The 25,842-nt window shown below is 65.6% G+C and carries 22 protein-coding genes and 1 tRNA gene; 9 read left to right on the forward strand and 14 right to left on the reverse strand.

Annotated elements, in window-relative coordinates; genetic code table 11:
• Positions 1-77: 77 nt before the first annotated feature.
• Genes KIT89_RS06980 through KIT89_RS06990 form a run of 3 tightly spaced genes read right to left on the reverse strand, consistent with a single transcriptional unit; the run spans position 78 to position 5,351 of the window.
• Complete coding sequence (locus KIT89_RS06980) at positions 78-1,919, reverse strand: YhgE/Pip family protein (protein ID WP_297599620.1); 1,842 nt, start codon at positions 1,917-1,919, stop codon at positions 78-80.
• Positions 1,916-4,780, reverse strand: coding sequence for an MMPL family transporter (locus KIT89_RS06985; protein WP_297599622.1), 2,865 nt, complete (start codon positions 4,778-4,780; stop codon positions 1,916-1,918). Before KIT89_RS06985 ends, KIT89_RS06980 begins: the two co-directional genes overlap by 4 nt.
• Positions 4,781-4,793: 13 nt before the next feature.
• Positions 4,794-5,351, reverse strand: coding sequence for a TetR/AcrR family transcriptional regulator (locus KIT89_RS06990; protein WP_297599624.1), 558 nt, complete (start codon positions 5,349-5,351; stop codon positions 4,794-4,796).
• A 134-nt stretch (positions 5,352-5,485) separates the two neighbouring features.
• On the opposite strand from KIT89_RS06990, the gene KIT89_RS06995 reads away from it, so the two are divergent.
• The 3 genes from KIT89_RS06995 (at position 5,486) to ppsA (ending at position 9,052) form a co-directional block, all read left to right on the forward strand.
• Positions 5,486-5,683: a hypothetical protein gene (locus tag KIT89_RS06995; RefSeq protein WP_297599626.1), complete on the forward strand. Its 198-nt coding sequence runs from the start codon at positions 5,486-5,488 to the stop codon at positions 5,681-5,683.
• Positions 5,684-5,798: 115 nt separating this feature from the next.
• On the forward strand, positions 5,799-6,674 hold the full coding sequence (gene ppsR, locus KIT89_RS07000) for a pyruvate, phosphate dikinase/phosphoenolpyruvate synthase regulator (RefSeq protein WP_297599628.1): 876 nt from the start codon (positions 5,799-5,801) through the stop codon (positions 6,672-6,674).
• A complete protein-coding gene (gene ppsA, locus KIT89_RS07005) occupies positions 6,671-9,052 on the forward strand; it encodes a phosphoenolpyruvate synthase (RefSeq protein WP_297599630.1) in 2,382 nt (793 codons plus the stop codon). Before ppsR ends, ppsA begins: the two co-directional genes overlap by 4 nt.
• Before the next feature lie 298 nt (positions 9,053-9,350).
• On the opposite strand, the gene KIT89_RS07010 is transcribed toward ppsA, so the two are convergent.
• From KIT89_RS07010 to KIT89_RS07020, 3 genes are all read right to left on the reverse strand, one after another.
• Positions 9,351-9,962, reverse strand: a complete 612-nt coding sequence (locus KIT89_RS07010) for a LysE family translocator (protein WP_297599631.1) — start codon at positions 9,960-9,962, stop codon at positions 9,351-9,353.
• Between the two features lie 28 nt (positions 9,963-9,990).
• A complete protein-coding gene (locus KIT89_RS07015) occupies positions 9,991-11,601 on the reverse strand; it encodes an L-lactate permease (protein ID WP_297599633.1) in 1,611 nt (536 codons plus the stop codon).
• Between the two features lie 174 nt (positions 11,602-11,775).
• Positions 11,776-11,848 (reverse strand) — tRNA-Lys (locus KIT89_RS07020).
• Between the two features lie 158 nt (positions 11,849-12,006).
• Between KIT89_RS07020 and bcp the strand changes: the two genes are divergently transcribed.
• Positions 12,007-12,480 carry a thioredoxin-dependent thiol peroxidase gene (gene bcp / locus KIT89_RS07025; protein WP_297599635.1) on the forward strand — a complete coding sequence of 158 codons (474 nt, stop codon included), beginning with the start codon at positions 12,007-12,009 and terminating at the stop codon, positions 12,478-12,480.
• A gap of 29 nt (positions 12,481-12,509) precedes the next feature.
• On the opposite strand, the gene KIT89_RS07030 is transcribed toward bcp, so the two are convergent.
• Positions 12,510-13,976, reverse strand: a complete 1,467-nt coding sequence (locus tag KIT89_RS07030; RefSeq protein WP_297599637.1) for an aldehyde dehydrogenase (NADP(+)) — start codon at positions 13,974-13,976, stop codon at positions 12,510-12,512.
• 161 nt (positions 13,977-14,137) lie between these two features.
• Between KIT89_RS07030 and KIT89_RS07035 the strand changes: the two genes are divergently transcribed.
• Together KIT89_RS07035 and KIT89_RS07040 are read left to right on the forward strand one after the other, a co-directional pair.
• Positions 14,138-15,673, forward strand: a complete 1,536-nt coding sequence (locus tag KIT89_RS07035) for a glycoside hydrolase 43 family protein (protein ID WP_297599639.1) — start codon at positions 14,138-14,140, stop codon at positions 15,671-15,673.
• Entirely contained in the window at positions 15,670-16,479 is an 810-nt protein-coding gene (locus KIT89_RS07040) for an SDR family oxidoreductase (protein ID WP_297599641.1), read from the forward strand. Before KIT89_RS07035 ends, KIT89_RS07040 begins: the two co-directional genes overlap by 4 nt.
• Here the strand turns inward: KIT89_RS07040 and KIT89_RS07045 are convergent.
• From KIT89_RS07045 to KIT89_RS07065, 5 genes are all read right to left on the reverse strand, one after another.
• Positions 16,434-17,303: an SMP-30/gluconolactonase/LRE family protein gene (locus tag KIT89_RS07045; protein WP_297603930.1), complete on the reverse strand. Its 870-nt coding sequence runs from the start codon at positions 17,301-17,303 to the stop codon at positions 16,434-16,436. The genes KIT89_RS07040 and KIT89_RS07045 overlap by 46 nt on opposite strands.
• A 44-nt stretch (positions 17,304-17,347) precedes the next feature.
• Positions 17,348-18,475 carry a Gfo/Idh/MocA family oxidoreductase gene (locus KIT89_RS07050; protein ID WP_297599643.1) on the reverse strand — a complete coding sequence of 376 codons (1,128 nt, stop codon included), beginning with the start codon at positions 18,473-18,475 and terminating at the stop codon, positions 17,348-17,350.
• Positions 18,476-18,504: 29 nt separating this feature from the next.
• Entirely contained in the window at positions 18,505-19,353 is an 849-nt protein-coding gene (locus KIT89_RS07055; RefSeq protein WP_297599645.1) for a carbohydrate ABC transporter permease, read from the reverse strand.
• 14 nt (positions 19,354-19,367) lie between these two features.
• Complete coding sequence (locus KIT89_RS07060) at positions 19,368-20,282, reverse strand: carbohydrate ABC transporter permease (RefSeq protein ID WP_297599646.1); 915 nt, start codon at positions 20,280-20,282, stop codon at positions 19,368-19,370.
• Between the two features lie 98 nt (positions 20,283-20,380).
• Positions 20,381-21,676 carry an extracellular solute-binding protein gene (locus tag KIT89_RS07065; protein ID WP_297599647.1) on the reverse strand — a complete coding sequence of 432 codons (1,296 nt, stop codon included), beginning with the start codon at positions 21,674-21,676 and terminating at the stop codon, positions 20,381-20,383.
• A 340-nt stretch (positions 21,677-22,016) separates the two neighbouring features.
• Here KIT89_RS07065 and KIT89_RS07070 point away from each other — a divergent pair, with 340 nt between their 5' ends.
• Complete coding sequence (locus KIT89_RS07070; RefSeq protein ID WP_297599648.1) at positions 22,017-22,805, forward strand: fumarylacetoacetate hydrolase family protein; 789 nt, start codon at positions 22,017-22,019, stop codon at positions 22,803-22,805.
• Here KIT89_RS07070 and KIT89_RS07075 read toward each other — a convergent pair.
• Positions 22,802-23,584, reverse strand: a complete 783-nt coding sequence (locus KIT89_RS07075; protein ID WP_297599649.1) for an IclR family transcriptional regulator — start codon at positions 23,582-23,584, stop codon at positions 22,802-22,804. The two genes, KIT89_RS07070 and KIT89_RS07075, sit on opposite strands and share 4 nt — an antisense overlap.
• A 238-nt stretch (positions 23,585-23,822) precedes the next feature.
• On the opposite strand from KIT89_RS07075, the gene KIT89_RS07080 reads away from it, so the two are divergent.
• On the forward strand, positions 23,823-24,941 hold the full coding sequence (locus KIT89_RS07080) for an enolase C-terminal domain-like protein (protein ID WP_297599650.1): 1,119 nt from the start codon (positions 23,823-23,825) through the stop codon (positions 24,939-24,941).
• Here the strand turns inward: KIT89_RS07080 and KIT89_RS07085 are convergent.
• Positions 24,938-25,330, reverse strand: coding sequence for a hypothetical protein (locus KIT89_RS07085; RefSeq protein ID WP_297599651.1), 393 nt, complete (start codon positions 25,328-25,330; stop codon positions 24,938-24,940). The two genes, KIT89_RS07080 and KIT89_RS07085, sit on opposite strands and share 4 nt — an antisense overlap.
• Before the next feature lie 202 nt (positions 25,331-25,532).
• Here KIT89_RS07085 and KIT89_RS07090 point away from each other — a divergent pair, with 202 nt between their 5' ends.
• Positions 25,533-25,781 (forward strand): WhiB family transcriptional regulator, encoded by a 249-nt coding sequence (locus KIT89_RS07090; RefSeq protein WP_055859575.1) that lies wholly within the window; start codon positions 25,533-25,535, stop codon positions 25,779-25,781.
• The last annotated feature ends 61 nt before the right edge of the window (positions 25,782-25,842 follow it).

Genomic DNA, 25,842 nt, shown 5'->3' on the forward strand with positions numbered 1-25,842 from the left:
CGAGAGGCCCGTCGTTCATGAATGGTCGCTTCAGGCGACCATTAGAGTCATCGATGGGAGGTGAAGAGCACGCCCGACTACGCAGGCGCGAGTGCGGGCGCGAAGGCGTCGAGCGCGTCGCGCCGACGAGACCGCCCGGCCGCCAACCGCGCCACCGCGAGCGAGAGCAGCCCGAGCAGCACCATGACGGCGACCGCCGCCCAGATGCGGGCCGGGTCGCCCCCGGCGAAGAGCGCCTGCATGCCGTCGACCGCGTACGAGAGCGGCAGAATCGTGCTGAGTGCCGGGAAGGGGTCGGCGAGGGCCGCGATCGGCACGATGCCGCCCGTCGCCACGAGCTGCACGACGAGCAGCAGCAGCGAGACGACGAGCCCCGCCCGACCGAGCGTCAGGGTGAGGGCCGCGTGCACGGCCGTGAACGCGAGCGCGATGATGCTCGTGAGAGCCAGGGTCGCCGGCAGCAGCATCCAGTCGACACCGCTCACCGCGTGCACCAGCAGCGTGACGAGCGCGGCCTGCGCGAGCGCGATGATCGACGCACGGCCGATCGAGCGGCGCACTATCGTGCCACCGGCGGCCGAGGTGCCGATGACGCCGCGCGCCGCAGGGCGCAGAGCAATGAAGGTGGCGAGTGCGCCGATCCACAGGCCGACCGGCACGAGCGTCTCGGCGATGACCGAGCCGACCCCCGAAACCTCGTTCGAACGACTCGCATCGACCACCACGGGTTCGGTGGCGATCGCACTGTCACCGGCTTCGGGAATGCCCGCGGCGCCCGTCGCAAGGCCCGTGGCCAGCTCGTCGACGCCATCAGCGAGCGTTGCGGCTCCGGCAGACACCTCGTTCGTGCCCGAGGCGAGGGTCCCGAGACCGGCCGCGAGCGACGACGATCCCGCACGCAGGTCGGCGCCACCCGCCGCGAGCGCGGCGGCGCCCGCAGCGCTCTGAGCGATGCCAGACTGCAGCCCGTCGAGAGCGCCGTTCGTCTGCGGCACGACGGCCACCGCCGTGCCGGCGAGCACCTGAGCGTCGACGAGGGCTGCCTGGAACGCCGCCTTGTCGGCATCGCTGAGGTTCGACGCCGCGATCGCGGGCGCGAGAGCGGTGATGTCGGCCGCGAGTGCTCCCGACTGCGGCACCAGCCCGCCGAGGGCCTGCTGCAGCGGCTCGAGCTGGCGAGCACCAGCATCGAGCTGTGCGAGCCCCGTCGAGAGCGACGAGACGCCCGAGGTGTACTGCGCGATGCCGCTCGAGAGCTGGCGAGCGCCGCTCGCCGACGCCGAGGTTCCGGCGCTGAGCCCCGAGAGCCCGTCGCTCAGCTGCGTGGCGCCGTCACCCAGTTGCGAGGCTCCGTCGGCCGCCTGCTCGAGCGCGACCCCCAGCTCGCCGAGCCCTGCAGTGAGGCCGTCGAGGTAGCGCGCCGTGATGCTCGCCCCGAACTGCTGGGCGAGCCCGCTGCCGACCGCCTGCACCACCGAGCCAGCCAGGTAGCTGTGGGCGTCGTCGGTCTCGATCGAGAGCCGCGCCTGCACCGGATCGGGGGTGCCGATCGTCAAGAGCGACTCTGAGAAGGTCGGCGGAATCGTCAGCACCGCGTACACGTCGCCCCGCGCGAGAGCATCAGCAGCCTCATCGGCGCTCGTCACCCGCCACGAGAAGCCGTCGTTGCCCGGGGCGGTCAGCTCGGTGACCAGTTGGCGACCGGCGAAGACGAACTGCTCGTCGCCGTTGTCGTCGACGATCGTGAGGAGGGTGTCGTCGTTGACGACGGCTGCGGGGATGCGCTCGAGCGCGGCCGAGTCGTTGCCGACGGCCGCGAGCGCGAGGCCCACGAGGGCCAGCGGCACGGTCACCGCTGCGGCGAGGGTCAGCCAGCGGCGCACACCGCGCAGGCGAGGGCGGGTGAGTGTCGACGTCATGAGAGGTCGCTCCTGTCAGCAAAGGCGGGTCGAGGCTCGAGCACCACGGTCGTGGTCTCGGCAGCGGTGTCAGAGCCGGGCTCACGACCCCACACCCGCACGACCGCGGGTGGCGCGAGCCGCTGCACGAGGGCGTCGGCGAGGTCGATATCGGCGGCGGTGAGGGCATCATCGCGATGGTCGAGCACGATCACGGCCGTGGCGTCGAGCGTCGCCACGGCAGCGAGCACGAGCGCGCGTCGGCGAGCGTCGAGCGAGACGACCGGCGTCTCGGCATCGCGCACAGCACCCGCATCGAGTCCGAGCGCGTCGATCGTCGCGGCGAGTCGCGACACCCAGCGCCGTGAGCGCCTCGGCGCGCGCGGGTATCCGGCGGCGAGCGCCATGCGCTCGCTCACGAGCGCGCCGATCGACACGGTCGAGGCGAGCCGGTCGCCGCTCACGTCGACGAGCGTGACGCGTCGCGAAGCGCGCCCCGCCTCAGAGGGCAGCACCGCATCGGCTACGACAGCGCGCCCCGTGGTGATCGGAAGATACCCCGCCAGGGCGGCGCCCATGAGTCGACGGGTCGCCGAGTCGCCGACGAGGTCGACGCGAGCACCCGCGGCGGCGACGAGGTCGAGCCGGGCATCCGACCCCGTGACGGTGACCGCCTCGGCGACGATGACAGAGTTCTCGTGACTGTCGGCCCACGCACGGTGGTCGCGGTGGTGTCGCAGCTTCTCGCCCTCGACGTCGAGGTCGGGCAGCAGTCGGTCGAGCCACCTCGGAAACCACCAGGCCGCGCGCCCGAACAGCGTCATGAGGGCCGGGCCGAGCGTCATGCGCACGACGAAGGCGTCGACCGCGATGCCGACGGCGAGCCCGAGCGCGATGGGCTTGATGAGCCCCGCGCCTTCTGGCACGAACGAGGCGAAGACGAAGAACATGATGAGCGCGGCGGCGGTGACCACGCGAGCACCGTTCGCGAAACCGTTGTCGATCGCGAGCCTCGCATCGTCGGTGCGCACGAACTCTTCGCGCATGCCAGACACCAAGAACACCTCGTAGTCCATCGCGAGGCCGAAGAGCACCGCCATCAGGATGATCGGCATGAAGCTCAGAATGGGGCCGGGTTCGGCGTGCAGCAGCTCGGCGCCCCACCCCCACTGGAAGACGGCCACGGCTACTCCCATGCCCGTGCCGACCGAGAGCACGAATCCGAGCGCCGCCTTGACGGGTACGAGCACCGAGCGGAAGACCGCCATGAGCAGCATCACCGAGAGCCCGACGACCACGAGGCCGAACGGCACGAGCGCGTTCGTCAAGCGGGTCGAGATGTCGATGCCGACGGCGGTGACCCCGGTCACGGCGAGCGGCGTGCCGAACTCTGCCTCGAGCTCGGGTGCGAGCTCGCGCAGCTCGGCGACGACCACCTTGGTCTGCGGGTCATCGGGCGCCGTCTCAGGGGCGACCTGGAAGATGGCTGTCTCGAGACCCGGTGACGGGATGCCCCGACTCACGCTCGCGACCCCCTCCACCTGCTCGAGCTCTGCCCTGATGGCCTCGAGGTCGTCGAGAATCTCGGTCGACTGGGTGATGTCGAGCGTCACCAGCAGCGGGCCGGCCGTGCCGGGGCCGAAGCCCTCGGCGATGAGGTCGTAGGCTTCGCGCTGCGTCGAGCCCGCCGGCTCGCTGCCGCCGTCTGGCAGGTTGAGGTCGAGCGACAGCGCCGGAATCGACAGCACCCCGAGCACGGCGACGACCGAGATGCTCGTGAGGATCGGGCGCTTCATGACGCCGCGCACCCAGCGACGGCCCATCGTGGGCGCCGAGGTGTCGGTCGGGTGCGCGCGCTTCCAGGCGCGCGAACCGGGCTTCGGCGCGAGCTTCGCACCCGCGATGCCGAGCAGCGCTGGCAGCAGCGTGACAGCGCCGATGATGGCGATGAGCACGGCGAACGCGGCACCGACCCCCATCACCGAGAGAAAGGGAACCCCGACGACGAGCAGCCCGAGCAGCGCGATGATGACGGTGACTCCCGCGAAGACGACCGCGCTGCCTGCGGTGCCGACCGCGACGGCGGCCGACTCGGCGGCGTCCATGCCGCGCGCCAGCTGCCCTCGATGCCGAGACAAGATGAACAGGGCATAGTCGATGCCGACGGCGAGCCCGATCATGACCGCGAGCAGGGGCGCAGAGCTCGAGACCGGCAGCACCGAGGCGAGGGCGAGAATGCCGCCTACGACGGTGCCGACGCCGATGAGTGCGGTCGCCAGCGGCATCCACGCCGGTCGAATCGACCCGAAGGTGATGATGAGCACTGCCCCGGCGAAGAGCACGCCGAGCACTTCGACGACGGTGAGACCCACCGTGGTCTCTTGAAAGACTTGGCCGCCGAACTCGACCCGCGGCTCGACAGTGTCTGCCGTGGCGACGAGAGCGTCGAGGGTCGCCTCGCTGACGTCGCGAGACGAGCCGATGAGCTGCACCCGGACGAGCGCGATCGACTCGTCGGCGCTCACCTGGCCGTCGGCGAACTCGTCGAAGGGGCCGAGCACCGACTCGACGCCGTCGACGGCGGCGATCTCGGCGACAAGCGCGTCGATCTCGTCGCGCACGGCCTCGTCGCTGATGAGCATGCCCTCGGGAGCCACCACGACGGCGTTCACGCTCGCGCCGGCGACGGCCGGAAAGAGCGCGTTCAACTGGTCGAGCGCGACCTGCGATTCTGTGCCGGGGATGCTGAAGGTCTCGTCTGTCTGCCCGCCCAGCCCGATTCCCGCACCGAGCGCCGCTGCGAACAGCACGAGCCAGGTGACGATGACGAGCCGCGCGCGGCGGTAGGCGTACCGGCCGAGCCGGTAGAGAAGCGTGGCCATCGAGAACGGCTCCTTAGCGAATGGTCGTGTCGGCGGGCACGAGCAAGTCGTGCAAGATCTCGAGCAGTGCAGAGCGCACCTCGTCGATCGGAATCTCGCCGTTGAGACCCAGTCGCTCGGCGGCCGCCAGGGTGTAGGCGACGCCACCGAATGCCACGCCGAAGCGCAGCTTGTCTTTCGTCGAACTGCTCGCGAGCCTGAAGAGCTCTGCCACTCGCAGCATGATCAGGGTTGCTCGGTGCATCACCGGCACATCGTCGAGGGTCGCGCCCTGGTTGATGACGAGGGGCACCACTTGGCGGTGCTGCAGCAGCAGGTCGACGAAGCGCTCGACGAAGTCTGAGCGACGCAGGCCGCCCGCGCTCTCGATGGTCTCGAGCAGGGTTTCGAGGTCATCGAGCGCGGGGCTGACGATGTCGGCGAGCAGCAGCTCTTTCGAGGCGAAGTGATACAAGACGCTCGCCTTCGAGGTGCCCGCGAGGTCGGCGATGCGCTGCAGCGAGGTCGCCGCATAGCCCGAGGTGGCGAACTCGGCGAGCGCTATGGCGCGAAGGTCATCGTGCAAGGGCATGCTCACACCGTAGTTGACCGATTGGTCAGTATCTGGCCGATCGGTCAGTTTCCTGGCGTGCTCTGGGAAGAGTCTCAGACTTCTGCGCCCCGCGCGCACAGCCGATACCGTTGACACTCGACACGGGAGGTCGCATGCGCAAGTTTCTCTTCAACGGAGCGGTACTCGGTGCCGCCTTCTCGGCCATCGGAGTGATCAACCAGACTCGCACCGGTCCGCGCGACTGGCGCCTCGCCCTCATGTGGGTCAGCTGGGGCATCAGCGTCGCGATCGCCGTCGGCTCGGTCATCGAAGAGAGCCGCGAGACCGATTTGCTCGAGCTCGACGACTGAGCCGCGGCGACCCACCGCACCCCGACGGGGACCAACGGCCCTAGGCAGCGCCGCTGACACTGCCTAGCCTGGAAGAGCGCCGGCACCGAAGCCGCGCGCACCTGGGGAGGGCCGCATGAGCACAGCAGCTGCCGCCGCCCGCCCCGTCTTCTTCGTCTCAGACGGCACGGCCATCACCGCCGAGACCCTCGGCAGCGCCCTGCTCGTGAGCTTTCCCGGCGTGCCGCTCGACCGGCACACGATCCCCTTCGTCGACACCGCCGACGCCGCCGCCGAAGCGGTCGCCACGATCACCGACGCCGCCCACGCTGCGGCGACAGATGCCCCTCCCCTGGTGTTCACGACCATTCGCGACCTCGCGGTGCGGCAGCGAGTGGCGGCGGCCCCCGCGATCGTCATCGATCTGCTCGGCGGCCACTTGCGCGAAGTCGAGGCAGCGCTCGGAGTCAGTGCGCAGCCCGGCCGCGGCACCGTGCACAGCCTCGGCGACCTCGACCGCTACCACGACCGCATGTGGGCGATCGAGTACGCCATCGAGCACGACGACGGCCAGAGCCTGCGCGCGCTCGACCGGGCGCAGGTGATTCTCATCGCACCCTCGCGGTGCGGCAAGACGCCGACCTCGATGTACCTCGCGCTGCAGCACGGCATCGTCGTCGCCAACTACCCCCTCACCGACGACGACCTGCCCGAGGGCAGGCTGCCGAGCGACGACCTGCCGCGGCCGCTGCGCCCCTACGCCGACCGGCTCTTCGGCCTCACTGCCAACCCGCAGCGGCTCGCCCAGGTGCGGGCGGCACGCCGACCCGAGTCGACCTACTCATCACTCGCGCAGTGCACTCGAGAGGTGCGCTGGGCCGAAGACCTCTACCGCCGTCACGGTGTGCCCTCGCTCGACTCGACCGACCGCTCGGTCGAAGAGATGGCCGCCGTGATTCTTGCCAGCTTGCGTCGCCGAACGGCGAGCGAAAGAGAAGGAGCACAACGATGACCGCCAACATTCTCTGGTTCGACGAACTCGGCATGGGTGACGTCGCCCAGGTCGGAGGCAAGAACGCGTCGCTGGGCGAGATGGTCAGCAAGCTCGAACCGCTCGGCGTGCGAGTGCCAGGAGGGTTCGCCACGACGGCGGATGCGTACCACCACTTTCTCGCCGGCGACGGCCTCTACGACCGCATCATGCAGCTCGTGCTGCCCCTCGACGTCGCCGACGTGACCGAGCTGGCCCGCGTCGGCTCGACCATTCGAGGGTGGATCGAGCAGCAGCCGTTTCCGGCCGAGCTCGAGGCGAGCATCCGTGAGGCATACCAGCGCCTCATCGACGGCGACCCAGACCCCGACAGCGTGTCGTGGGCGGTGCGGTCGAGCGCGACAGCCGAAGACCTGCCAGACGCATCGTTCGCCGGCCAGCAAGAGACCTACCTGAACATCAGCGGCATCGACAACCTGCTGCAGGCCGTGCGCAGCGTCTTCGCGTCGCTCTTCAACGACCGCGCCATCGCCTACCGCGTGCATCACGGCTTCGCCCACGACGAGGTCGCGCTGTCGGCGGGCGTGCAGCGCATGATCCGCAGCGACATCGGGGCCTCGGGGGTCATGTTCACGATCGACACCGAGTCTGGCTTCACCGACGCCGTGTTCATCACCTCGTCGTACGGCCTCGGCGAAGCAGTCGTGCAAGGCGCCGTGAACCCCGACGAGTTCTACGTCTACAAGCCCAGCCTGCGTGCCGGCAAGGCCGCGATACTCTCTCGCGCGCTCGGCGAGAAGGCCCTCAAGATGGTCTACGCCGAAGGGTCGAGCACCTCGACGAGCACCGTGTTCACCGACGTCGAGCCGGCAGAGCGCACGAGGTTCAGCATCACCGACGCCGAAGTCGAAGAGCTCGCGCGGCACGCGCTCACCATCGAAGAGCACTACGGGCGCCCCATGGATATCGAGTGGGCGCGCGACGGCGTCGACGGCAAGCTCTACATCTTGCAGGCGCGCCCCGAGACAGTGGTCTCGCGACGCGAAGGGCAGGTGCTGCGGCGGTACTCCCTCGACGGCACGGGGCCGCTCGTCATCGCCGGCCGCGCCATCGGCCAGAAGATCGGCGCCGGGCCCGTGCGCGTGCTCACCTCGATCGACCGCATGAGCGAGTTCAACGAAGGCGACGTGCTCGTCGCCGACATGACCGACCCCGACTGGGAGCCGATCATGAAGCGGGCGTCGGCGATCGTCACCAATCGCGGCGGTCGCACCTGCCACGCAGCGATCATCGCGCGCGAACTGGGTATACCGGCCGTGGTCGGCACGGGCACCGCGACGAGCGTCATGCGCGACGAGCAAGAGGTCACCGTCTCGTGCGCCGAAGGCGACGAAGGCCGGGTCTATGAGGGCATTCTGCCGTTCGAGATCATCGAGACCTCGCTCGAGGCGATGCCCCCGCTGCCGACGAAGATCATGATGAACGTCGGCACCCCCGACCAGGCGTTCGCGTTCTCGCACCTGCCGAACCGAGGGGTCGGGTTGGCGCGGCTCGAGTTCATCATCAACCGCCAGGTGGGCATCCACCCCCGTGCGCTGCTCGAGCGCGACGTGCTGCCGGCCGACCTGCAGAAGGTGGTCGACGAGCACTGCGCCGCCTACCCCTCGCCGCGCGCGTTCTTCGTCAGCCGCGTCGCCGAAGGCGTGGCGACGATCGCGGCGGCGTTCGCCCCCGAGCCGGTCATCGTGCGGTTGAGCGACTTTAAGTCGAACGAGTATGCCGGGCTCATCGGCGGCGAGCGCTATGAGCCGCGCGAAGAGAACCCGATGCTCGGGTATCGCGGCGCCTCGCGCTACGTCTCAGAAGACTTCGCCGAAGCCTTCGCCATGGAGTGCGAGGCGATGCGACACGTGCGCGACGACATGGGGCTCGCCAACGTCGAGATCATGGTGCCGTTCGTGCGCACAGTGGGTGAGCTCGAAGCCGTCATCGAGGTGCTCGCCGAGAACGGGCTGCGCCGCGCAGAGAACGGGCTGCGCGTCATCATGATGTGCGAGATACCGTCGAACGCGATCACCGCGGCCGCTTTTCTCGAGCACGTCGACGGGTTCTCGATCGGCTCGAACGACCTCACGCAGCTCACGCTCGGAGTCGACCGAGACTCGGCGCTCGTCGCCGGCTCGTTCGACGAGCGCGACCCCGCGGTGCTCGCACTGCTCGCCATGGCGATCGACGCCTGCCGCGCGGCGGGCAAGTATGTCGGCATCTGCGGCCAGGGGCCGAGCGACCACCCCGACCTCGCCGAATGGCTCGTCGATCAGGGCATCGAGTCGATGTCGCTCAACCCCGACACCGTCGTCGAGACCTGGTTGCGGCTCGCGAAGCGCACGTCGGCGTGAGCCGCGCCCGGTGCGCCTGAGCCGAGGTTGTGGTGCGCCCGGGCCGAGGGTGCGGTGTGCCTGAGCCGAGGGTGCGACGCCCGCGCCGGATGAAGGTTGCCCCTTCACGACGTTCCCGAACTGTAGGAACAGTTGCCGAGGGCGGGAGGCCCCGAACTGTAGGAACCCCTCGAGGACTCCCGAGGAGTAGGAAACCCTCGAGCATGCAGCCCCAGCAACGCCGCCCCCTCCTACAGTTCGGGAACGTTAACAAGGCGCACACAGCACCCTGCGCGCACCCCGGCCGGGCTTGCAGCGTCTAGAGCTGCCAGGGCAGCAGCACGCCGATGAGCACGAAGAACCCGCCCGTGACCCGGTTGAACCAGCGGCCGGCGCGCGCGAGCAAGGGCTGCAGCGACTGCGACAGCGCCGCGACGACGAGCTCGAACACGATCTCGATGACGATGAACGTCGCCGCCATGATCGCGAACTGCACCCCGAGGTCGCGCTGCGGGTCGATGAACTGCGGCAGGAAGGCGACGAAGAACAGGATGCCCTTCGGGTTCGTCACCGCGGCCAAGAAGCCCTGCTGCGCGAGTGACCACCACGCGGCACTCGGCCGCTCGACGCCCGGCGACACAGCGATCGCCGGAGCCCGCCACACCTGCACGCCGAGAAACACCAGATAGGCGCCGCCCACCCACTTGAGCACCGTGAGCACGTCGGGCACGGCCGTCAGCAGGGCCCCGATGCCGAACATCGAGATCGCGATGACGACGAGAAAGCCGAGGGCCCCGCCCAGCACCGTCGCCACCGTGCGTCGCACGCCGTAGATCGCGCCGTGCGTCAGCGCCAGCAGGCCGTTCGGCCCCGGCGTGAACGAGAGGCCGAGCGCGGCGAGGGCGAAGATCAGCCAGGTGTCGATGGTCACGGCATCATCCTGCCGTGCTGACAACCCTTCAGGGCACCATCCAGCCGAGAACGGGCGTCGACTGCAGCACGATGAGCAGCGTGATGAGGGCGAGCAGCCCGAGGCTCCACGGCAGCAGGCGCCGCAGCAGCGTCGGCTCTGACCCCACCTTGCCCACAGCGGCGGCCGCCACGGCGAGGTTCTGCACCGAGAGCATCTTGCCGAGCACCCCGGCCGACGAGTTTGCCGCGGCCATGAGCACGGGCGGCAGACCCACTTGCGCGGCCGCGGCCACCTGCACGGGGCCGAAGAGCACGTTCGACGAGGTGTCAGAGCCGGTGAGCGCCACACCGATCCAGCCGATGACGGGCGAGAGCACCACGAAGAACCCGCCGGCCGACGCCAGCGCTACCCCGAGCGAGGTCGCCTGACCCGACAGGTTCATGACGAACGAGAGGCCGAGCACGGCCGCGACCGTCACGATCGTCCACCGCAGCTGATGCAGGGTTGCACCGTACGCGGCGAGACCGGTGCGCGGCACGATGTGGTAGAGCGCGGCGGTGAGCAGACCAGAGATGAGCAGCAGGGTGCCGGTGGCCCCGATGGTGTCGAGGTGCATCGTCTGGGCTCCCGCCGGGGCACCCGCGGCCGTCACGACGTCGAGCCCCGGCCAGGCGAACGTCACACTGGCCGCGGCGAACCACTCTTTGACCACCACGATCTGGGCGATCGAGAACACCGTCATGATGATCAGGTAGGGCGCCACCGACATGAGCACCTCGCGCAGCGGCGGACGCTCGACCGCGGGCACCCCCACCTCGACCGCACCGCTCATGCCCACGAGCTCAGCCGGCTGCCACACCCGCAGCATGAGCAGCACGGCGGCGATCGTCGCCACCGCCGCGACCACATCGGTCAGCTCGACGGCGAAGAAGTTCGACGTGACGTACTGCGCGAGGCCGAACACCGCACCCGCAACCAGGGCGACTGGCCACGTCTGCCGGAGGCCACGGAGGCCATCCACCAAGAAGACCAAGATGAGCGGCACCAGCAGCGCCATGAACGGCGTCTGCCGACCCGCCATCGACGCGACCTCGTCGAGAGGCAGCCCCGTCACCCCCGCGAGCGCGATCACTGGGGCCGCGAGCGCACCGAACGCGACAGGCGCCGTGTTGGCGAGCAGCGACACGAGCGCCGCCTTCAACGGAGCCATGCCCGCCGCGAGCAGCATCGCCGCCGAGATCGCCACAGGCGCCCCGAATCCCGCCAACGATTCGAGCAGCGCGCCGAAGCAGAAGGCGATGAGAATCGAGAGGACGCGCAGATCGTCGCTCACCGAGCGGATCGTGCGGCCGAACACCTCGAACCACGGCGTCACCACCGTGAGGCGATAGACCCAGAGCGCGTTCACGAGAATCCACAGAATCGGAAAGAAGCCGTAGAACACGCCAGCCGCGGCGGCGCTGAGCGCCTGCACGGGCGGCATGTTCCAGCCGACGATCGCGAGTGTGATCGACAGCGCGAGGGCGGCGAGCGCGGCGAACGGCGCACGCACCTTGAACACGCCCAGCAGCACGAACAGCAGCAGCAGCGGCAGCCCCGCGGCGATCGCCGACAGCACCAGAGACCCGAAGACAGGGTCGATGTCTTGCTCGAACACGGGTGGTGGCTCCGCTCGCAGTGGTGGTCGCGCCTCAGCGGCGCGCCCTCATTCTGCGCGTGCGAGCGCCCCCGCGCACTAGCTGAGCGCTGATTGATGACCAAAGTCCCGCCGCGCGCCCGGCCCGAGCAAGCAAAAACCCCGGCTGCTGGCGAGAGCGAACCGGGGCTTTCGTACACCCCCCGGGACTTGAACCCGGAACCCACTGATTAAGAGTCAGTTGCTCTGCCAATTGAGCTAGAGGTGCGCGAGCCCGCGAACGGGCCGAGAAAGAACACTACCACTCAGCCAGCGCGGGCCTCTACTCGGCGGGCGCTCAGCCGGCGTCGGCCGAGCATCCATACACTGTTCAGACGTCGCCCGCTCTCGCCGGCCGAACCCTCTCACGACCGCAAAGGAGCCCTCATGGCCCAGCCCCGACTCGACGCCGGAACCCCCGCCCCCGCCTTCACGCTGCCCGACAAAGACGGAGCGCACGTCTCGCTCGCCGACTACGCCGGCAAGAAGGTCGTGCTCTACTTCTACCCGGCCGCGAGCACGCCCGGGTGCACGACGCAGGCCTGCGACTTCCGCGACAACCTGGCCTCGCTGCAGGCTGCCGGCTACGTCGTGCTCGGTGTGTCGAAAGACGCTCCGGATGCCCTCCAGAAGTTCGCTGCCGACGAGCACTTGCCCTTCCCGCTGCTGAGCGACCCCGAGCTCGAGGTGCACAATGCCTACGCCACCTACGGCGAGAAGTCGATGTACGGCAAGACCGTCATGGGGGTCATCCGCTCGACGTTCGTCATCGACGAGCACGGCGTCATCGAGCACGCGCTCTACAACGTGAAGGCCACGGGTCACGTCGCGAGCCTGCGCAAGAAGCTCGGCCTCGACTGAGGCTGGCCGAAGAGCGCGGCGCGCAGGCGCTACGAGGAGCGACTTCGTCGATCGGGTATCGACAGCTCACCATCGATGCGGCGGGGCAGACCGAGCGGGTTCGATTCCCACAGTTCAGGGGGCAACTGCGCCTCGGGGGCATCTTGAAAGGTGATCGGGCGCAAGAACCGACGAATGCCCGTCGCACCGACCGACGTGAATTGCGAGGTCGTGGCCGGCCACGGTCCGCCATGGTGCTGCGACCAGGTCACGGCGACCCCGGTCGGCCAGCCGTTGAAGACAATTCGCCCTGCTCGCCCGACGAATAGATCGGTGATCGAGGAGACATCTTCGTCGGGCTCCGCGTGAATCGTACCTGTCAGACTCCCCTCGAAATCTTCGAGCAATCGCGGCACGTCATTCACATCTCGATATCGCACCAACAGCGTTGTCGGCCCGAATACCTCTGCGAGCAGCGCGTCCGAGTCGGTTGTGAGACGCTCTGCATCGACGGCGAACACCATCGAGCGAACTGAGCCAGGCTCGTGAGTCATCTCGCCCGCGATCAGCTCGACCCCGGTCGATCGTTGCCAAGCGGTGACGCCTTCGACGAATCCGGCGCTGATCCGGTCGGTCAGCAGAGTCTCGTTGGCGCTTCGAACGTGTGCTCCCACGTGGCGCTCGACGTTGGAGTCGCGTGGCACGAGCACGACCCCCGGCTTCGTGCAGAATTGTCCGGCTCCGAGTTGAAAAGACTGCGCAAGACCCTCAGCGAGTTGTGCACCGCGAGCGCTATCTGCGCCCGGCGTGATCACAACTGGGTTGATGCTTCCGAGCTCGCCGAAGAACGGAATCGGATCAGGGCGCGACATAGCACGATCGAACAGCGCTCGACCTCCCGCAAGCGAGCCGGTGAATCCCACCGCGCGTATCACTGGATGCATCACCAGCGCAGCCCCTGCACCAGTTCCTTCGACGAGAGAGACCAGCCCGATGGGCGCTCCGACTTCGTCGAGGGCGCGATCGATGACGCTCGTGGTTCGACGTGAGAGCTGGGGATGCCCGGAGTGTGCCTTGACGACGACAGAGCATCCCGCAGCAATCGCCGACGCGGTATCACCGCCGGCGACAGAGAAGGCAAAGGGGAAGTTCGAGGCCGAGAAGACCGCTACGGGCCCGAGGGGAATCAGCATCCTTCGAAGGTCTGGAACCCGTGGCGCGACGGTATCGCGCGCGTGGTCGATCGACAACTCGAGAAACGATCCCTCTTCGATAACGCTTGCGAGGTGCCTCAATTGGCCGCTAGTGCGAGCGACCTCACCCTCGAGCCGCTCGAGACCGAGGTGAGTCTCAGCCGCAGCAATGTGCACGAGTTCGTCGACATTCGAGTCGAGGGCCGCCGCTATCGCCCGCAGCCACGAAGCGCGCTCGCGCGTCGTCGCACGACGTGCCACCTCCGACGCCGACTGCGCGGCGGCGCATCGCTCGTCGAGTTCGTCTGATGTGGTTTCAGTCATGCTGGCTTCCTACCCGTCTTTGGAGTCGCTCGCGTGTGGGCGCGCACACCGAGTGCGCGGGCAGGTGCATGCTGCAGCGCGAGCACGTGATTCATTATATGAAATACTAGTTCATTGAACGATGTAGCTTTCTCACCGATGAGCCTCCAGAGGAGGAGCCCGTGCCGCAACGGTTCTACTCGAACCCTGTCCTCAACGCCGACTGGTCTGATCCTGATGTGATCCGCGTCGACGGAGACTTCTACCTGACTGCGTCGAGCTTCAATCGCGTGCCGGGACTGCCGATTCTGCACTCACGAGATCTCGTCGAGTGGAACCTCATCGGTCACGCGCTCGAACGGTTGACGCCCGAGGATCACTTCGCGTTGCCGCGCCACGGCGCCGGCGTCTGGGCGCCGACGATCAGATACCGCGATGGCATCTTCTACATCTTCTATCCCGACCCCGACCACGGAATCTACGTCGTCACGGCGAGCGATCCTGCAGGGCCATGGAGCGCACCGCACCTGCTCTACGCCGGTCGCGGACTGATCGACCCGTGCCCGTTCTGGGACGACGACGGCAAGGCATACCTCGCTCATGCTTGGGCCAAGACGCGTGCAGGCTTCTGGAACCGCATCACAATGCTCGAGATGGCGCCGGATGCGTCGCGCATCATCGGCGCGCCGGCCACGCTCATCGAGGGTGAAGATCTGCCCGGCTTCATCGTGCTCGAGGGGCCCAAGATCTACAAGCGCGAGGGCTGGTATTGGGTCTTCGCGCCCGCCGGAACGGTGCCAATCGGTTGGCAGTCTGTCTTTCGGTCGCAACAGATCTGGGGCCCCTATGAAGAGAGAACTGTGCTTGCGCAAGGCACGTCCTCGGTCAATGGCCCGCACCAGGGAGCATGGGTGACAGACGTGGACGACCAAGACTGGTTCGTGCACTTTCAAGACCGGGGTGCGTTCGGCCGCGTCGTGCACCTGCAACCAATGGGCTGGGGTGATGACGGCTGGCCGAGAATGGGAACGAATGCCCAAGGAGCCCTCGGCACCAGGGCAGGAGAGCCGGTGCTGCGGCACCCGGTTCCCGCCGGTTCGACGCACCCAGAGCGGCCACCACGCCGATGGGGCGGTGCGCTTCCGCCTCACTGGCATTGGCAGGCGAACCCGGGCAGTGATTGGCTCGTCGAGCATGATGACAGAAACCTCGTGCTCTCCGCCTTGCCGAATGACACGGTAAACCTGCGAGAAATTCCTCAGGTTCTCGGGCACAGGGTGCCGGGCGTTGCATCCACCACGTGCGCGACGATCGGCATCGACAACCCGGTCGCGGGTACGCGCGCAGGCATTGTTGTACTGGGCAAGACCTACTTCTGGATCGGCGTGCGAAGCAGAGCGGGCGGCGTGCTCGCCCTCGAAGCGGCAACAGGAGGATTCGCTCGTGTTGAAGAAATTCATTCCTCAGTTGTCGTGGAGCCTGACGCTCGTGTAACGTGCCGCGTCAGCATCTCCGACGCCGGCATCGTCACAGCCTCGTGGCGTGTCGGCGAGTCTGCTTGGAACCACGTGGGACACGAGTTCACGATGACGCCCGGCATGTGGATTGGCGCAGAGGTGGGGCTCTTCGCGACGTCGCCTGTGGGCACCGAGGGCGACCTTCCGAAGGGCCTGTTCGAAGACGTCGACATCGTCGAGCGAGGAGAGCAGCCACGATGACGATGCCATCATCCGCCTCTACGCCTGCTCTGGGACGACTGCACGGCAAGGTTGCAGTTGTCACGGGGGGTGCGCAAGGTCAGGGTCGAGCCCACGTCGAGGCGATGGTGCGCGAAGGGGCGAACGTGATCATCGCCGACATCCTGGATGCAGAAGGAGAGTCTCTCGCCCGAGAACTCGGCGCTCGTGCCCTCTTCGCGCATCTCGATGTGCGCTCCGACGACGACTGGAACCGCGCGATCGAATTCGCCCTCGAGTCGTTCGGCGTCGTGAATGTCTTGGTCAACAACGCAGGCGTACTGGTGCGGGGGTCGATCGGCGACGTGAGTATCGACGAGTGGAACAGGGCACTTGACATCAACCTGACCGGATCGTTTCGCGGAATTCGTGCCGCATTGCCCGCCTTGCGAGACGCGAGGCCCAGCTCGATCATCAATGTGTCGTCGACGGCCGGGTTTCTCGGCTTTCCCGGCATGTCGGCCTACAACGCCTCGAAGTTCGCGCTTCGGGGACTTACGCGGGCCGCGGCGGTCGAGCTGGCCCCCGACGGCATCAGAGTGAATTCCATCCACCCTGGCAACGTGCAGACGGCGATGATCGAAGACTATGACGGAGGCTTCGATCAGGTCGCGCAGCGACGGGCTGCCAGGGCAGACGAGATCTCTCCCCTCGTCGTCTACCTCGCCTCAGATGAGAGTTCTTACTGCACGGGAAGCGAGTTCATCATCGACGGCGGCGAATCGGCGGGGCACCCCGTCGATCATGCTCGAGCGACGGAAAGGTCGTCCTTGAGCGGAACCGAGTAGACCGAGCTCGTGGCCGTAGCGATGAGGACAGGCCGCCCGCCCACTTCCGCGAAGCACAGGTTGGCAGCCGCTTCCGGAAGCACCACCGTGCCCAACAGTGCGCCTTCGGGCGAGTAGCACCGCACACCGTCTCCGGCTGCGCACCAGATCCGACCCTCGCGATCAACCCTGAGCCCATCCGGCCACCCGTGATCGATCGTGAACAGCACGCGAGACGACGTCACCGAGGCTTCCGGCCCCAGACCGAGCGCTCGCACGTGACGCGGAGCGGTTGCGTCTTCGGTATATGCGCTGTCGGCGACGTACAACACTGACTCGTCTGGGGAGAACGCCAAGCCGTTCGGCATCTCGAAATCGTCTGCGACGAGCGATACCGTCTCGCCATCGGGTGACACCCTGAAGACAAAGCATCCATCCTGCTCCCGCGCCGCGACTCCGCCCTGGTCCGGGCTCCGAATGCCGTAGTCGGGGTCGGTGAACCACAGGCTGCCGTCAGAGTGGCAGACCACATCGTTCGGAGAGTTCAACCGTCGCCCGTCGAAGTGCGAAGCGATCGTCGTTCGAGTGCCATCGTGCTCACGGCGCGTCACGCTGCGTGTGCGATGCTCGCAGGTGATGAGCCGCCCCGACCCATCAGTGGTGTGCCCATTCGCGAACTCGCTCGGCCTACGCGAGACCTCGACGCCGACCTCCGTCCAGCAGTACTCGGTGTTCGACGGCACGTCGCTGAAGTACAGCGCGCCTGAATCTCGCAAGAACGCCGGACCTTCAGCCCAAACGAGCCCCGAATACAACACTCGAGGCTGCCGATCGTCGTCAAACATTGCGGCGAATACCAGCTCGCGGGCTTCGAGGCGAACGCCTGCGCTCACGACGAGTCGACCTCTACCCAGGCTCTCGCCTCAGTTGACGCGATGATCGCGTCGACGATCGCGGCGGTGCGGTATCCGTCGACGAAGCTCGGGTCGGCGGGCCTGCCTTCAGTGAGAGCAGTGAAGAATTCGAAGCACTCGATAATCTTCGATTCTGCATAGCCGTTGCCGAGCGCCGGCCCCGGCCATAGAGCGTGGCCATATGGATGCGCCGGGCCGGTGTTGATCGTGCGAAAGCCCGACATTCGCGCGCCGTCGTCGGCGAGGGCGACTTTGAGCTGGTCGCGATGCTCGTAATCGAACACGAGGGTTCCACGGGTTCCATGCACTTCGAACCCGAGCAGATTGTTGCGACCGTGCGCGAGCCGAGACACTTCGATCGAGCCCCGCTGCCCTGTCTCGAACTCGAGCTGAATCGAAGCCCAGTCGTCGACGTCGACGCGGAGCAGGGCCCCCGCTGGCGACTCGGGATCAGGGCGCTCAGGAATGTAGGTCGACGAAACTGCATGCACCTGCCTGACCTCACCGACGAGATACCGAGCAAAGTCGATGACATGAGATCCGATATCGCCGATGGCACCGCTTCCCGCGCGACTCTTGTCGAATCGCCAGGTTGCAGGAAAGGTGGGGTCAGCAGACCAGTCCTGCAGATAGGTGCCGCGAAAGTCGAGCACGTCACCGATCGCCCCCTCGTCGATGAGCTGCCGGGCGAACACCACCGCTGGAATGCGCCGAAAGTTGAACGCAGTCGCATGCGTGATTCCCGCAGCTTCGGCTGCCTCCAGCATGCGACGAGCACTTGACGCATTGAGCGACAAAGGCTTTTCGCAGATGATGTGCTTGCCAGCCTGCGCTGCCGCGATGACCATCTCTTCATGCAGATCGTTAGGCGTGACGATGTCGACGACGTCGATCTGGGGATCGTCGATCACCGAACGCCAGTCAGACGACCAGTGAGCGAAGCCGAGCTGTTGCGCGGCATCCGCCGCCCTCTCGTTGGTCGCCTCCACGAGCGTCGCACGAACGGGAATCGCCGGTGCAGGCCAGAAGTACATGGGCATTGCGGCGTAGGCGATGGCATGTGCCTTTCCCATGAAGCCGCCGCCGACCATGGCGACATTCACACGAGGAGTCTCGGCTCGCGCGAACGAGCTCACTTGACGGCTCCCGCAGTGATGCCGCGAACGAGCGTGCGCTGGAAGATGAGAAAGAAGATGATCGCGGGCAAGACCCCCAGCAGCGATGCGGCGCTCGACGTCGTCGCATCTGTGAGGTGCTGGCCCTGCAGCACACCCAAGGCGACCGGCACTGTCTGGTTCGACGACGACGCCAAGAAGATGAGCGGCAAGAAGAACTCGTTCCAGGTCCAGATGAAGAAGAACACGAAGAGCACCATCAGAGTCGGCAGAGAAATCGGGGTTACCACTTGCACCAGCTGTCGCCATTTGCCCGCGCCGTCGACGCGTGCAGCTTCGAGTATCTCGCTCGGGAAGTGGGCAAGCACGGATGTCAACAAGTAGGTGCCGAATGCTGAGTGGATCACGATGAAGATGACGATGACGGGAATCGCTGTGTCATAGACCCCCACCGCTCGCGCCAGGTAGTAGAGCGGGTATGCCAGCGCCTCTTGCGGAAGCAGGTTGCCCATCAAGAAGATCACGAGCAGCCAGTTGCGGCCTCGAACACGCCCGATGCCGAGCGCAAAAGCGTTGAGCAGTGATAACGCGACGGCGCCCACTGCGACAGTCGTGCTGATGACGAGGCTGTTCCACAGCTTCTGATCAAAACTCGTCCTCTGCCAGAAGTCGATGATCGAGTCGATCTGCAGCTGCCCAGGCAGCCCAAGAGGTCCGCTGACCGCGTATTCGGCCGGACTCTTGAATGCGTTGATGCCCACGAGAAAGAACGGCACGAAGAACGCCGCCGCGGCAACAATGAGCAACCCGAGCACGACAAAGCGAGCTGCGGGTCGCCGCCCGACCCTGCCTGTTGAGCGACGCATGACCAAAGGTGTACTCATGAACTCACCAGCCCCGACTTTGCTTCGCTTCGTCGCTGCGCGTACAGGAAGACGATCGCGAACACGATCACGATCACCGCAAGGATCGTGGATATAGATGCGCCATAGCCGACGTTGGCTCTCTCGAAGAAGTTCTGGTACGCGAAATATGACGGCACGTTCGTCGAGTTCGCCGGTCCGCCTCGAGTCAGCACGTAGATCGGGCCGAACACCTTGAGCGCATAGATGGTGGACGTCAGCACAACGACGTAGATCTCAGGGCGAATCTGTGGCACCGTGACATGCCTGAAGCGCTGGAACCAGTTGGCGCCGTCAAGTTCTGCCGCCTCGTAGATCGACGGATCTACGCGCTGGAGACCCGCCATGAAGATGACGACTGGATACCCGAGCTGGAACCAGATCATCACGAACATCACCGAGATGAGCGCGATTGAGGAGTCGCCGAGCCAGTTTCGGGCGAGGTCATCAAGCCCGACACCCCGGAGTGCAGTGTTCAGGGCTCCCGTCGTCGGGTGAAGAATCCATCCCCACACGATGCCGGCGATCGCGATGGGCAGCACCTGCGGCAGGTAGAAGATTGCCCGGAACGCGCTGGCACTCCGTTGGCCAACGTGTCTTCCGACATAGTCGAACAGCACAGCCGCCAGCACGAGGCCGATGACCGTCGGTACGACTGCCATCGAGAAGATCATGGCGAGAATGTTGCGGAACGACATCCAGAAGACGTCATCATCAAGCAACCTGATGTAGTTCTCCAGCCCGATCCAGGATGGCTCTCCCACCCCCGTCCACCGTGTGAAGCTGAATGCGATGTTCGCGATGAACGGCATCACGATCAAGGCTGCGAACAGCACGATTCCGGGGATGAGGAAGACTGCGTAGTTCTCCTTCACGCTTCTGCGCTTGTGCACTTTCCTCCTCTATGAGCGGCGCCCGACAACCATAGTCGTCGGGCGCCGCTTCGTTACTCGAGCTCGCGACTGAGACGCGAGATCTTCGACGGTTGGGTCTACAGATTCAGCGTCGCGACGTGTGCGTCGTACGCCGACTGCAGCGCAGCGAGGAACTGCTCTGTCGTCAGCGACCCCTCCAGCAGCGCCTGGTTCTGCGCCACCAAGATGTCGTAGAAGCCCGACACCGGCCAGTCAGGATAGAAAGCGAGCCCGTCGCCTTCCGTAACCTCGTTGGCGATCTCGATCAGCGCTCGGCTCTTCGGGTCGGAAATCGCGTCGGTGTTCTCCGCGGCGATGGGGATGCCCCCGAGGTCGCCGAGCAGCTGCTGGATCTCTGGCCGCAATGTTGCGTCAATGAAGGCGTATGCGAGGTCTTTCTGCTGCGAGCCCTCAGGAACGATCCAGACATTGCCTCCCGAGCCGACGTGCATGTCGTTGCCCGGCAGTCGCTGCGCTTCCCACTCGAAGGGCAGGCTCTGGATGAACCCGCCATACCACCACGTACCGGAGATCATGATGGGAGACCTGCCCGAACTGAACTCCGCCGCCATGTCGTTCGCACGGAGGCCGACGCTATCGCTTGAGATGAAGCCACGCTCTACCCAGTCGCGGATCGTCTCTGTGGCGAAAGTGAACTCCGGCCCGCTGAAATCGACATCATCGGTGTACGTCTGGTACGCGGTCACGAAGTCGCGATCAGCCTGGCTGAGGGCCAGCTCGTACCACAAGTGCTGTGCCGGGTACTCGGCTCCGCTCAAGGCGAGCGGGGTGATGCCGGCGTCGACGAATGCCTGCATCGCTGCCTCGAGGCCGGCGAGGTCAGACGGAATCTCGACGCCCACCTCTTCGAACATGTCGAGGTTGTAGTACGTCAGCAAGAACTCAAGGTGGTTGGTGATGGCGTACCAGTCTCCGGAACCCATGATGCCGTTCGGCTGGTAGCGCTGAGTCGTGGCCAGGCTCGGTGACATCATGTCGTCCCACCCATACTCTTCAGCAACCTCGGTCAGGTTGGTGATGAGCCCCTGCTGCACCAGCAGGCCGGTGGACGATGTGCCCTTGTTGTATTCGAGCACGTCGGGCGCGGAAGCAGAATTGACGAACAAACTCCCGCTCTGCCGCATCTGCTCGAAGCTCTTCTCTTCGAACTCGACGCGCACGCCCGGGTTCTCGCGTTCAAAGATCTCGGCCGCTGCCTGATAGGCCTGGCCCATCGGGCCGTTCGGGTCTTGCTGGTACCACACTCGAAGCACTTGGCCTTCTTCGGCCTGTTGCGCAGTGCACGCCGAGAGCATCAGGGCTGCAGCTGCCGCGAAGGCGACAGACAGTGACAAGCCTCTCTTGAGCTTCATTGCATTCCTCTCGCTGTGTTGGTGTAATCAGTAGTCAATACTGACACGCTAGTTTGCTGAATGAAACATAGACGCAACGCGTTCGGCCGTCAACCCAAACGTGTAATCCCCTGAAACGTGCGCACTTGCCGGCTGCCTGAACGAAGTCTCATGCGACTCTTCGGCTTTGACTTTGCACCGCCGGCCTTCTAGGTTGAGTCGACAGATGACACATGAGTGCATCAAGCGGAGCAAGAAGGGCAACCACGTGGAGCAAATCGTTCGTTACCGCAGCACTGCAACGACCGGGATCGGCGTGCACGATGGTGACGTCATCAGACAGATTCCGGAGGTGGACTCGGTGGCAGAGCTTCTGAGACTCGGTCGCGCAGAGTTCCGGCGGGTCGTCGAGACGGCGACGAGGGCGGTCGGCGAGAGCGTCACCCTTCTGCCACCCATCGATGGCCGCACGGAGGTGTGGGGCGGCGGAGTGACCTACGACCGATCAAGAGTCGCACGCATAGAAGAGAGCGAGTCCGCTGACGTCTACGAGCGGGTCTACCGGGCGGATCGCCCTGAGCTCTTCTTCAAGTCGCCAGGGTGGCGCGTGCGAACCAATCATGACCCGATCGCCATACGTCGAGACTCAGCTCTCAACGTGCCCGAACCCGAACTCGCGCTGTGGATCAACGCAATGGGCGAAACGCTCGGTTACCTCGTGTGCAACGACATGACCTCGCGCAGTATCGAGGCAGACAATCCTCTGTACCTTCCGCAGGCGAAACTGTATACAGACAGTTGCGCGATCTCGACGGGAGTCGTTCCGTTCTGGGCCGTCGACGAGCCCGAAGCGCTCAGAATCACGATGTCGATCGATCGAGGTTCAACATCTGTATGGAAGGGGTCGACCTCGACCGCCAACATGGCCCGCAGCTTCGACGAGCTCGTGAGATGGCTGTTCGCAGACACCGACTTTCCTGACGGTGTCATTCTCGCTACCGGCACCGGAATCGTGCCCGAACTCGACTTCGTTGTCGAGTCGGGCGACCTCCTGACAATCGAGATCGATCAGGTCGGAACGCTCTCGAACCGTGTGGTGAGGCACGACGCAGCGAGACCCCGTGTCGATGAAGTGAGAGTTGCTCTCTAGAGCAGTGCGCGAATCGTCATCGCCGTGCCCTGACAGAGCCGGCCGAGCTCTTCGACACGACCCTCGACCGCATAGCTCGGCCCCGAGGCGCTGATCGCCCCGACAACCGCTCCCGTCGAGTCGATGAGAGGGCTCCCCACGCACGTGACCGAGTTCTCGTTCTCGCGATCGTCGACCGAGTATCCGCGAGCTTGCGTGAGCGCGATTTCTTCGCGCAGCCTGCGCAGGTCGGTGATCGTCCTGTCGGTTCTCCGTTCAAGCGTGAGCGTCGAGTACAACGCTTCTCGTTCGACCTCGGGCATTCCCGCCAAGATCGCCTTGCCCAGAGACGTCGTGTGCATCGGCATGCTCTGACCGATCGCTGAGGCGATCACCACCGACGCGGTCGACTCGAGCTTCAGGATGTAGACGACACGATTCAACTCGCGGATACCGAAATGGACCGTGTGGCCGGTTTCGTCGCGCAGCTGCTCGAGGAACGGGCGAATGCGCCGCGGCACATCGAGGTTCGATTGAAACGACTCGGAGAGACTGAGGAGTTTGCCCGTCAGCCGATAGCCCTTCGAATCTGGATCTTTGTAGGCATAGCCCAACGTACTCAGTGTCTGCAGCAACCGGTTGGTGGTTGCCTTGTCGAGATCAACGGCTGTCGCAACCTCTGTCACCCCGAGTCCCGAGTCACGCGACTCAGTAGCAAGGATCTCGAGAATCCGCAGACCCCGTTGCAACGTTCGGGTCGGTGCCGCCGCTGCCTTCGTGCCTTCGGTTGCCTGTGTCAACTGATGATCCTCCGTCCGACCTGCGAACCATATCAGTTTCGCCCCCACCTCGGTGCGATGATGGCACGAGCACAGCCTTTACGACGGGAATGGGCGCTCACCGCGCACGAAACTGTGTCATTCAGAGATACACTATGTCGACCAGCGACAATCTCAGAAGAGGAGCCCCGTGAGAATCACCAGTCTGACGCTTTCCGTCATTCACTACGAATCACCCGTAGGACGCGACGATGACGGAATGGTCTCGATCGGGACGATGACCGACTCACGAGCCATCATGCTCACGATCGGAACCGACGAAGGATTCGAGGGAAGATACATCGAAGACGATGTGATGGTTGTGGATCAGTTGTGTGCGGATCCGGCCATCTTGACCGACATCGTCGCCGCAGCCGTCTTAGGTGAAGATCCGACGTTCCGGGAGCGGATCTGGCAACGGCTCGCACGCCTGCAGAGACTGCACCTCACCAGATTTCATGACCGCATCCTGGCGGTCGTCGACGTGGCGCTGTGGGACCTCGCCGGGCACATCCACGCACAGCCCATCGCCCATCTCATCGGGGCATTCCGTGACGAGGTACCCGCATACGCGAGCACCATGATGGGTGAGGCAAAGGGGCCCCTGTCGACCCCGGAGGGTTTCGGGGAGTTCGCACTGCAATGCCGAGAACGAGGGTTCGGTGCGTTCAAACTCCACACCTGGGCGCCTCTGCTCACCGGCGACGTTGACTGGCGCCGCGACGCCGAGGCGTCGAGGGCGGTTCGAGAGATGGTCGGCAGCGAGATGAAGCTCATGCTCGACCCGTGGCACTTCTATGATCGCTACGAGGCGCTCTCACTGGGACGAGCAATCGAAGAGCTCGACTACTTCTGGTTCGAAGAACCCATGAGCGAAAGCTCGATGAGCAACTATGCATGGTTGTGCGAGAACCTGTCGATTCCGATCACCGGCCCCGAGATCGCCGATGGTCGCGTTCAAGCCAGGGCCGACTGGATCAGGCACGGTGCGTGCGACGTCGCCCGGGCGGGTGTGCTCGACATTGGGGGCATCACACCGCTGCTCAAGTTCACGGCAATGTGTGAAGCGCTCGCGGTGCCCTACACGCTGCACTTGGGGGGTATCGCGAGCCTCCATGTGCTCGCCACGAGCGCGATGAACGGCTGGTTCTACGAACGAGGTTTGCTGCATCCGAATCTCGACATCGACGCGGTTCCCGCATGGCTGGCTTCACCTCTCGAGATCATGGACTCGAGAGGCATGATGACGCTGCCTGTCGGCCCGGGCCTCGGATACGACCTCGACCAGGATTACATGAAGCAGCACGTCGAGGTGCTCCGAGAGACCTCCCTCGACTAGTCGCGCTCGCTCAAGTAGCGCGTGACGGGAGTGGTCAGCACCAGCACGAGGCCGAGCACGGCGGTGCCGATGACCCACCAGCCGATGTCGGGGCGCGGCACGAAGCCCTGGATGCTGCCGATGCCGATCGCGAGCTGCGAGAACTGGTAGACGAGCACGCTGCCGCGCGTCCAGGCGCGGCCCCGCCACACCCCTCGCGTCATGGCGATGAGCCAGAGCGCGACGAGCACCACGAGCACGGTGAGCGCGATCGCCGTCGGCGGAAAACGCGCCTCGGCGAGCAGCAGCTCGATCACGAGGTAGGCCGTGACCCCGAGAATGATGGCCGACTGCAGCGCGAGAAGTATGACCAGCAGGGTGACGAGCGGTGACCGTCGGGTGTCATCCATGCAAACCATCCCATGCGAACCTATTGATTTGACACCCAGCCTATGGGAACCTTATAGCGGTTGATGTGACGCCTACAGAGCGGTGGGCGACGTTCCCAGAACCTTCTCTCCACCGAAATCGTTGGTGCGAGTACCGACGATGTAGCGCGTCTGTCAACCTTCTCGACGCGCTGCCAGACCCACACCAAAGGAGCACTACCCCATGGACTGGCGCGACAAAGCAGCCTGCCTCACGGCCGACCCCGAACTGTTCTTTCCGGTCGGCAACACGGGCCCGGCTGTCGATCAGATCGAAAAAGCGAAGACCGTCTGCGGCCGGTGCTCGGTCACCGAGACCTGCCTGCAGTACGCCCTCGAGACGAACCAAGACTCGGGTGTCTGGGGTGGCCTCAGCGAAGACGAGCGCCGTGCCCTCAAGCGCCGCGCCGCTCGCGCACGCCGCGCCTCATAACTTCTTCACGCATCACCTGACACCGACCGCGCCCCGGTAGGGCATCCATTCGGATGCGACC

The organism is Microcella sp., assembly GCF_025808395.1.
Lineage (GTDB): Bacteria > Actinomycetota > Actinomycetes > Actinomycetales > Microbacteriaceae > Microcella.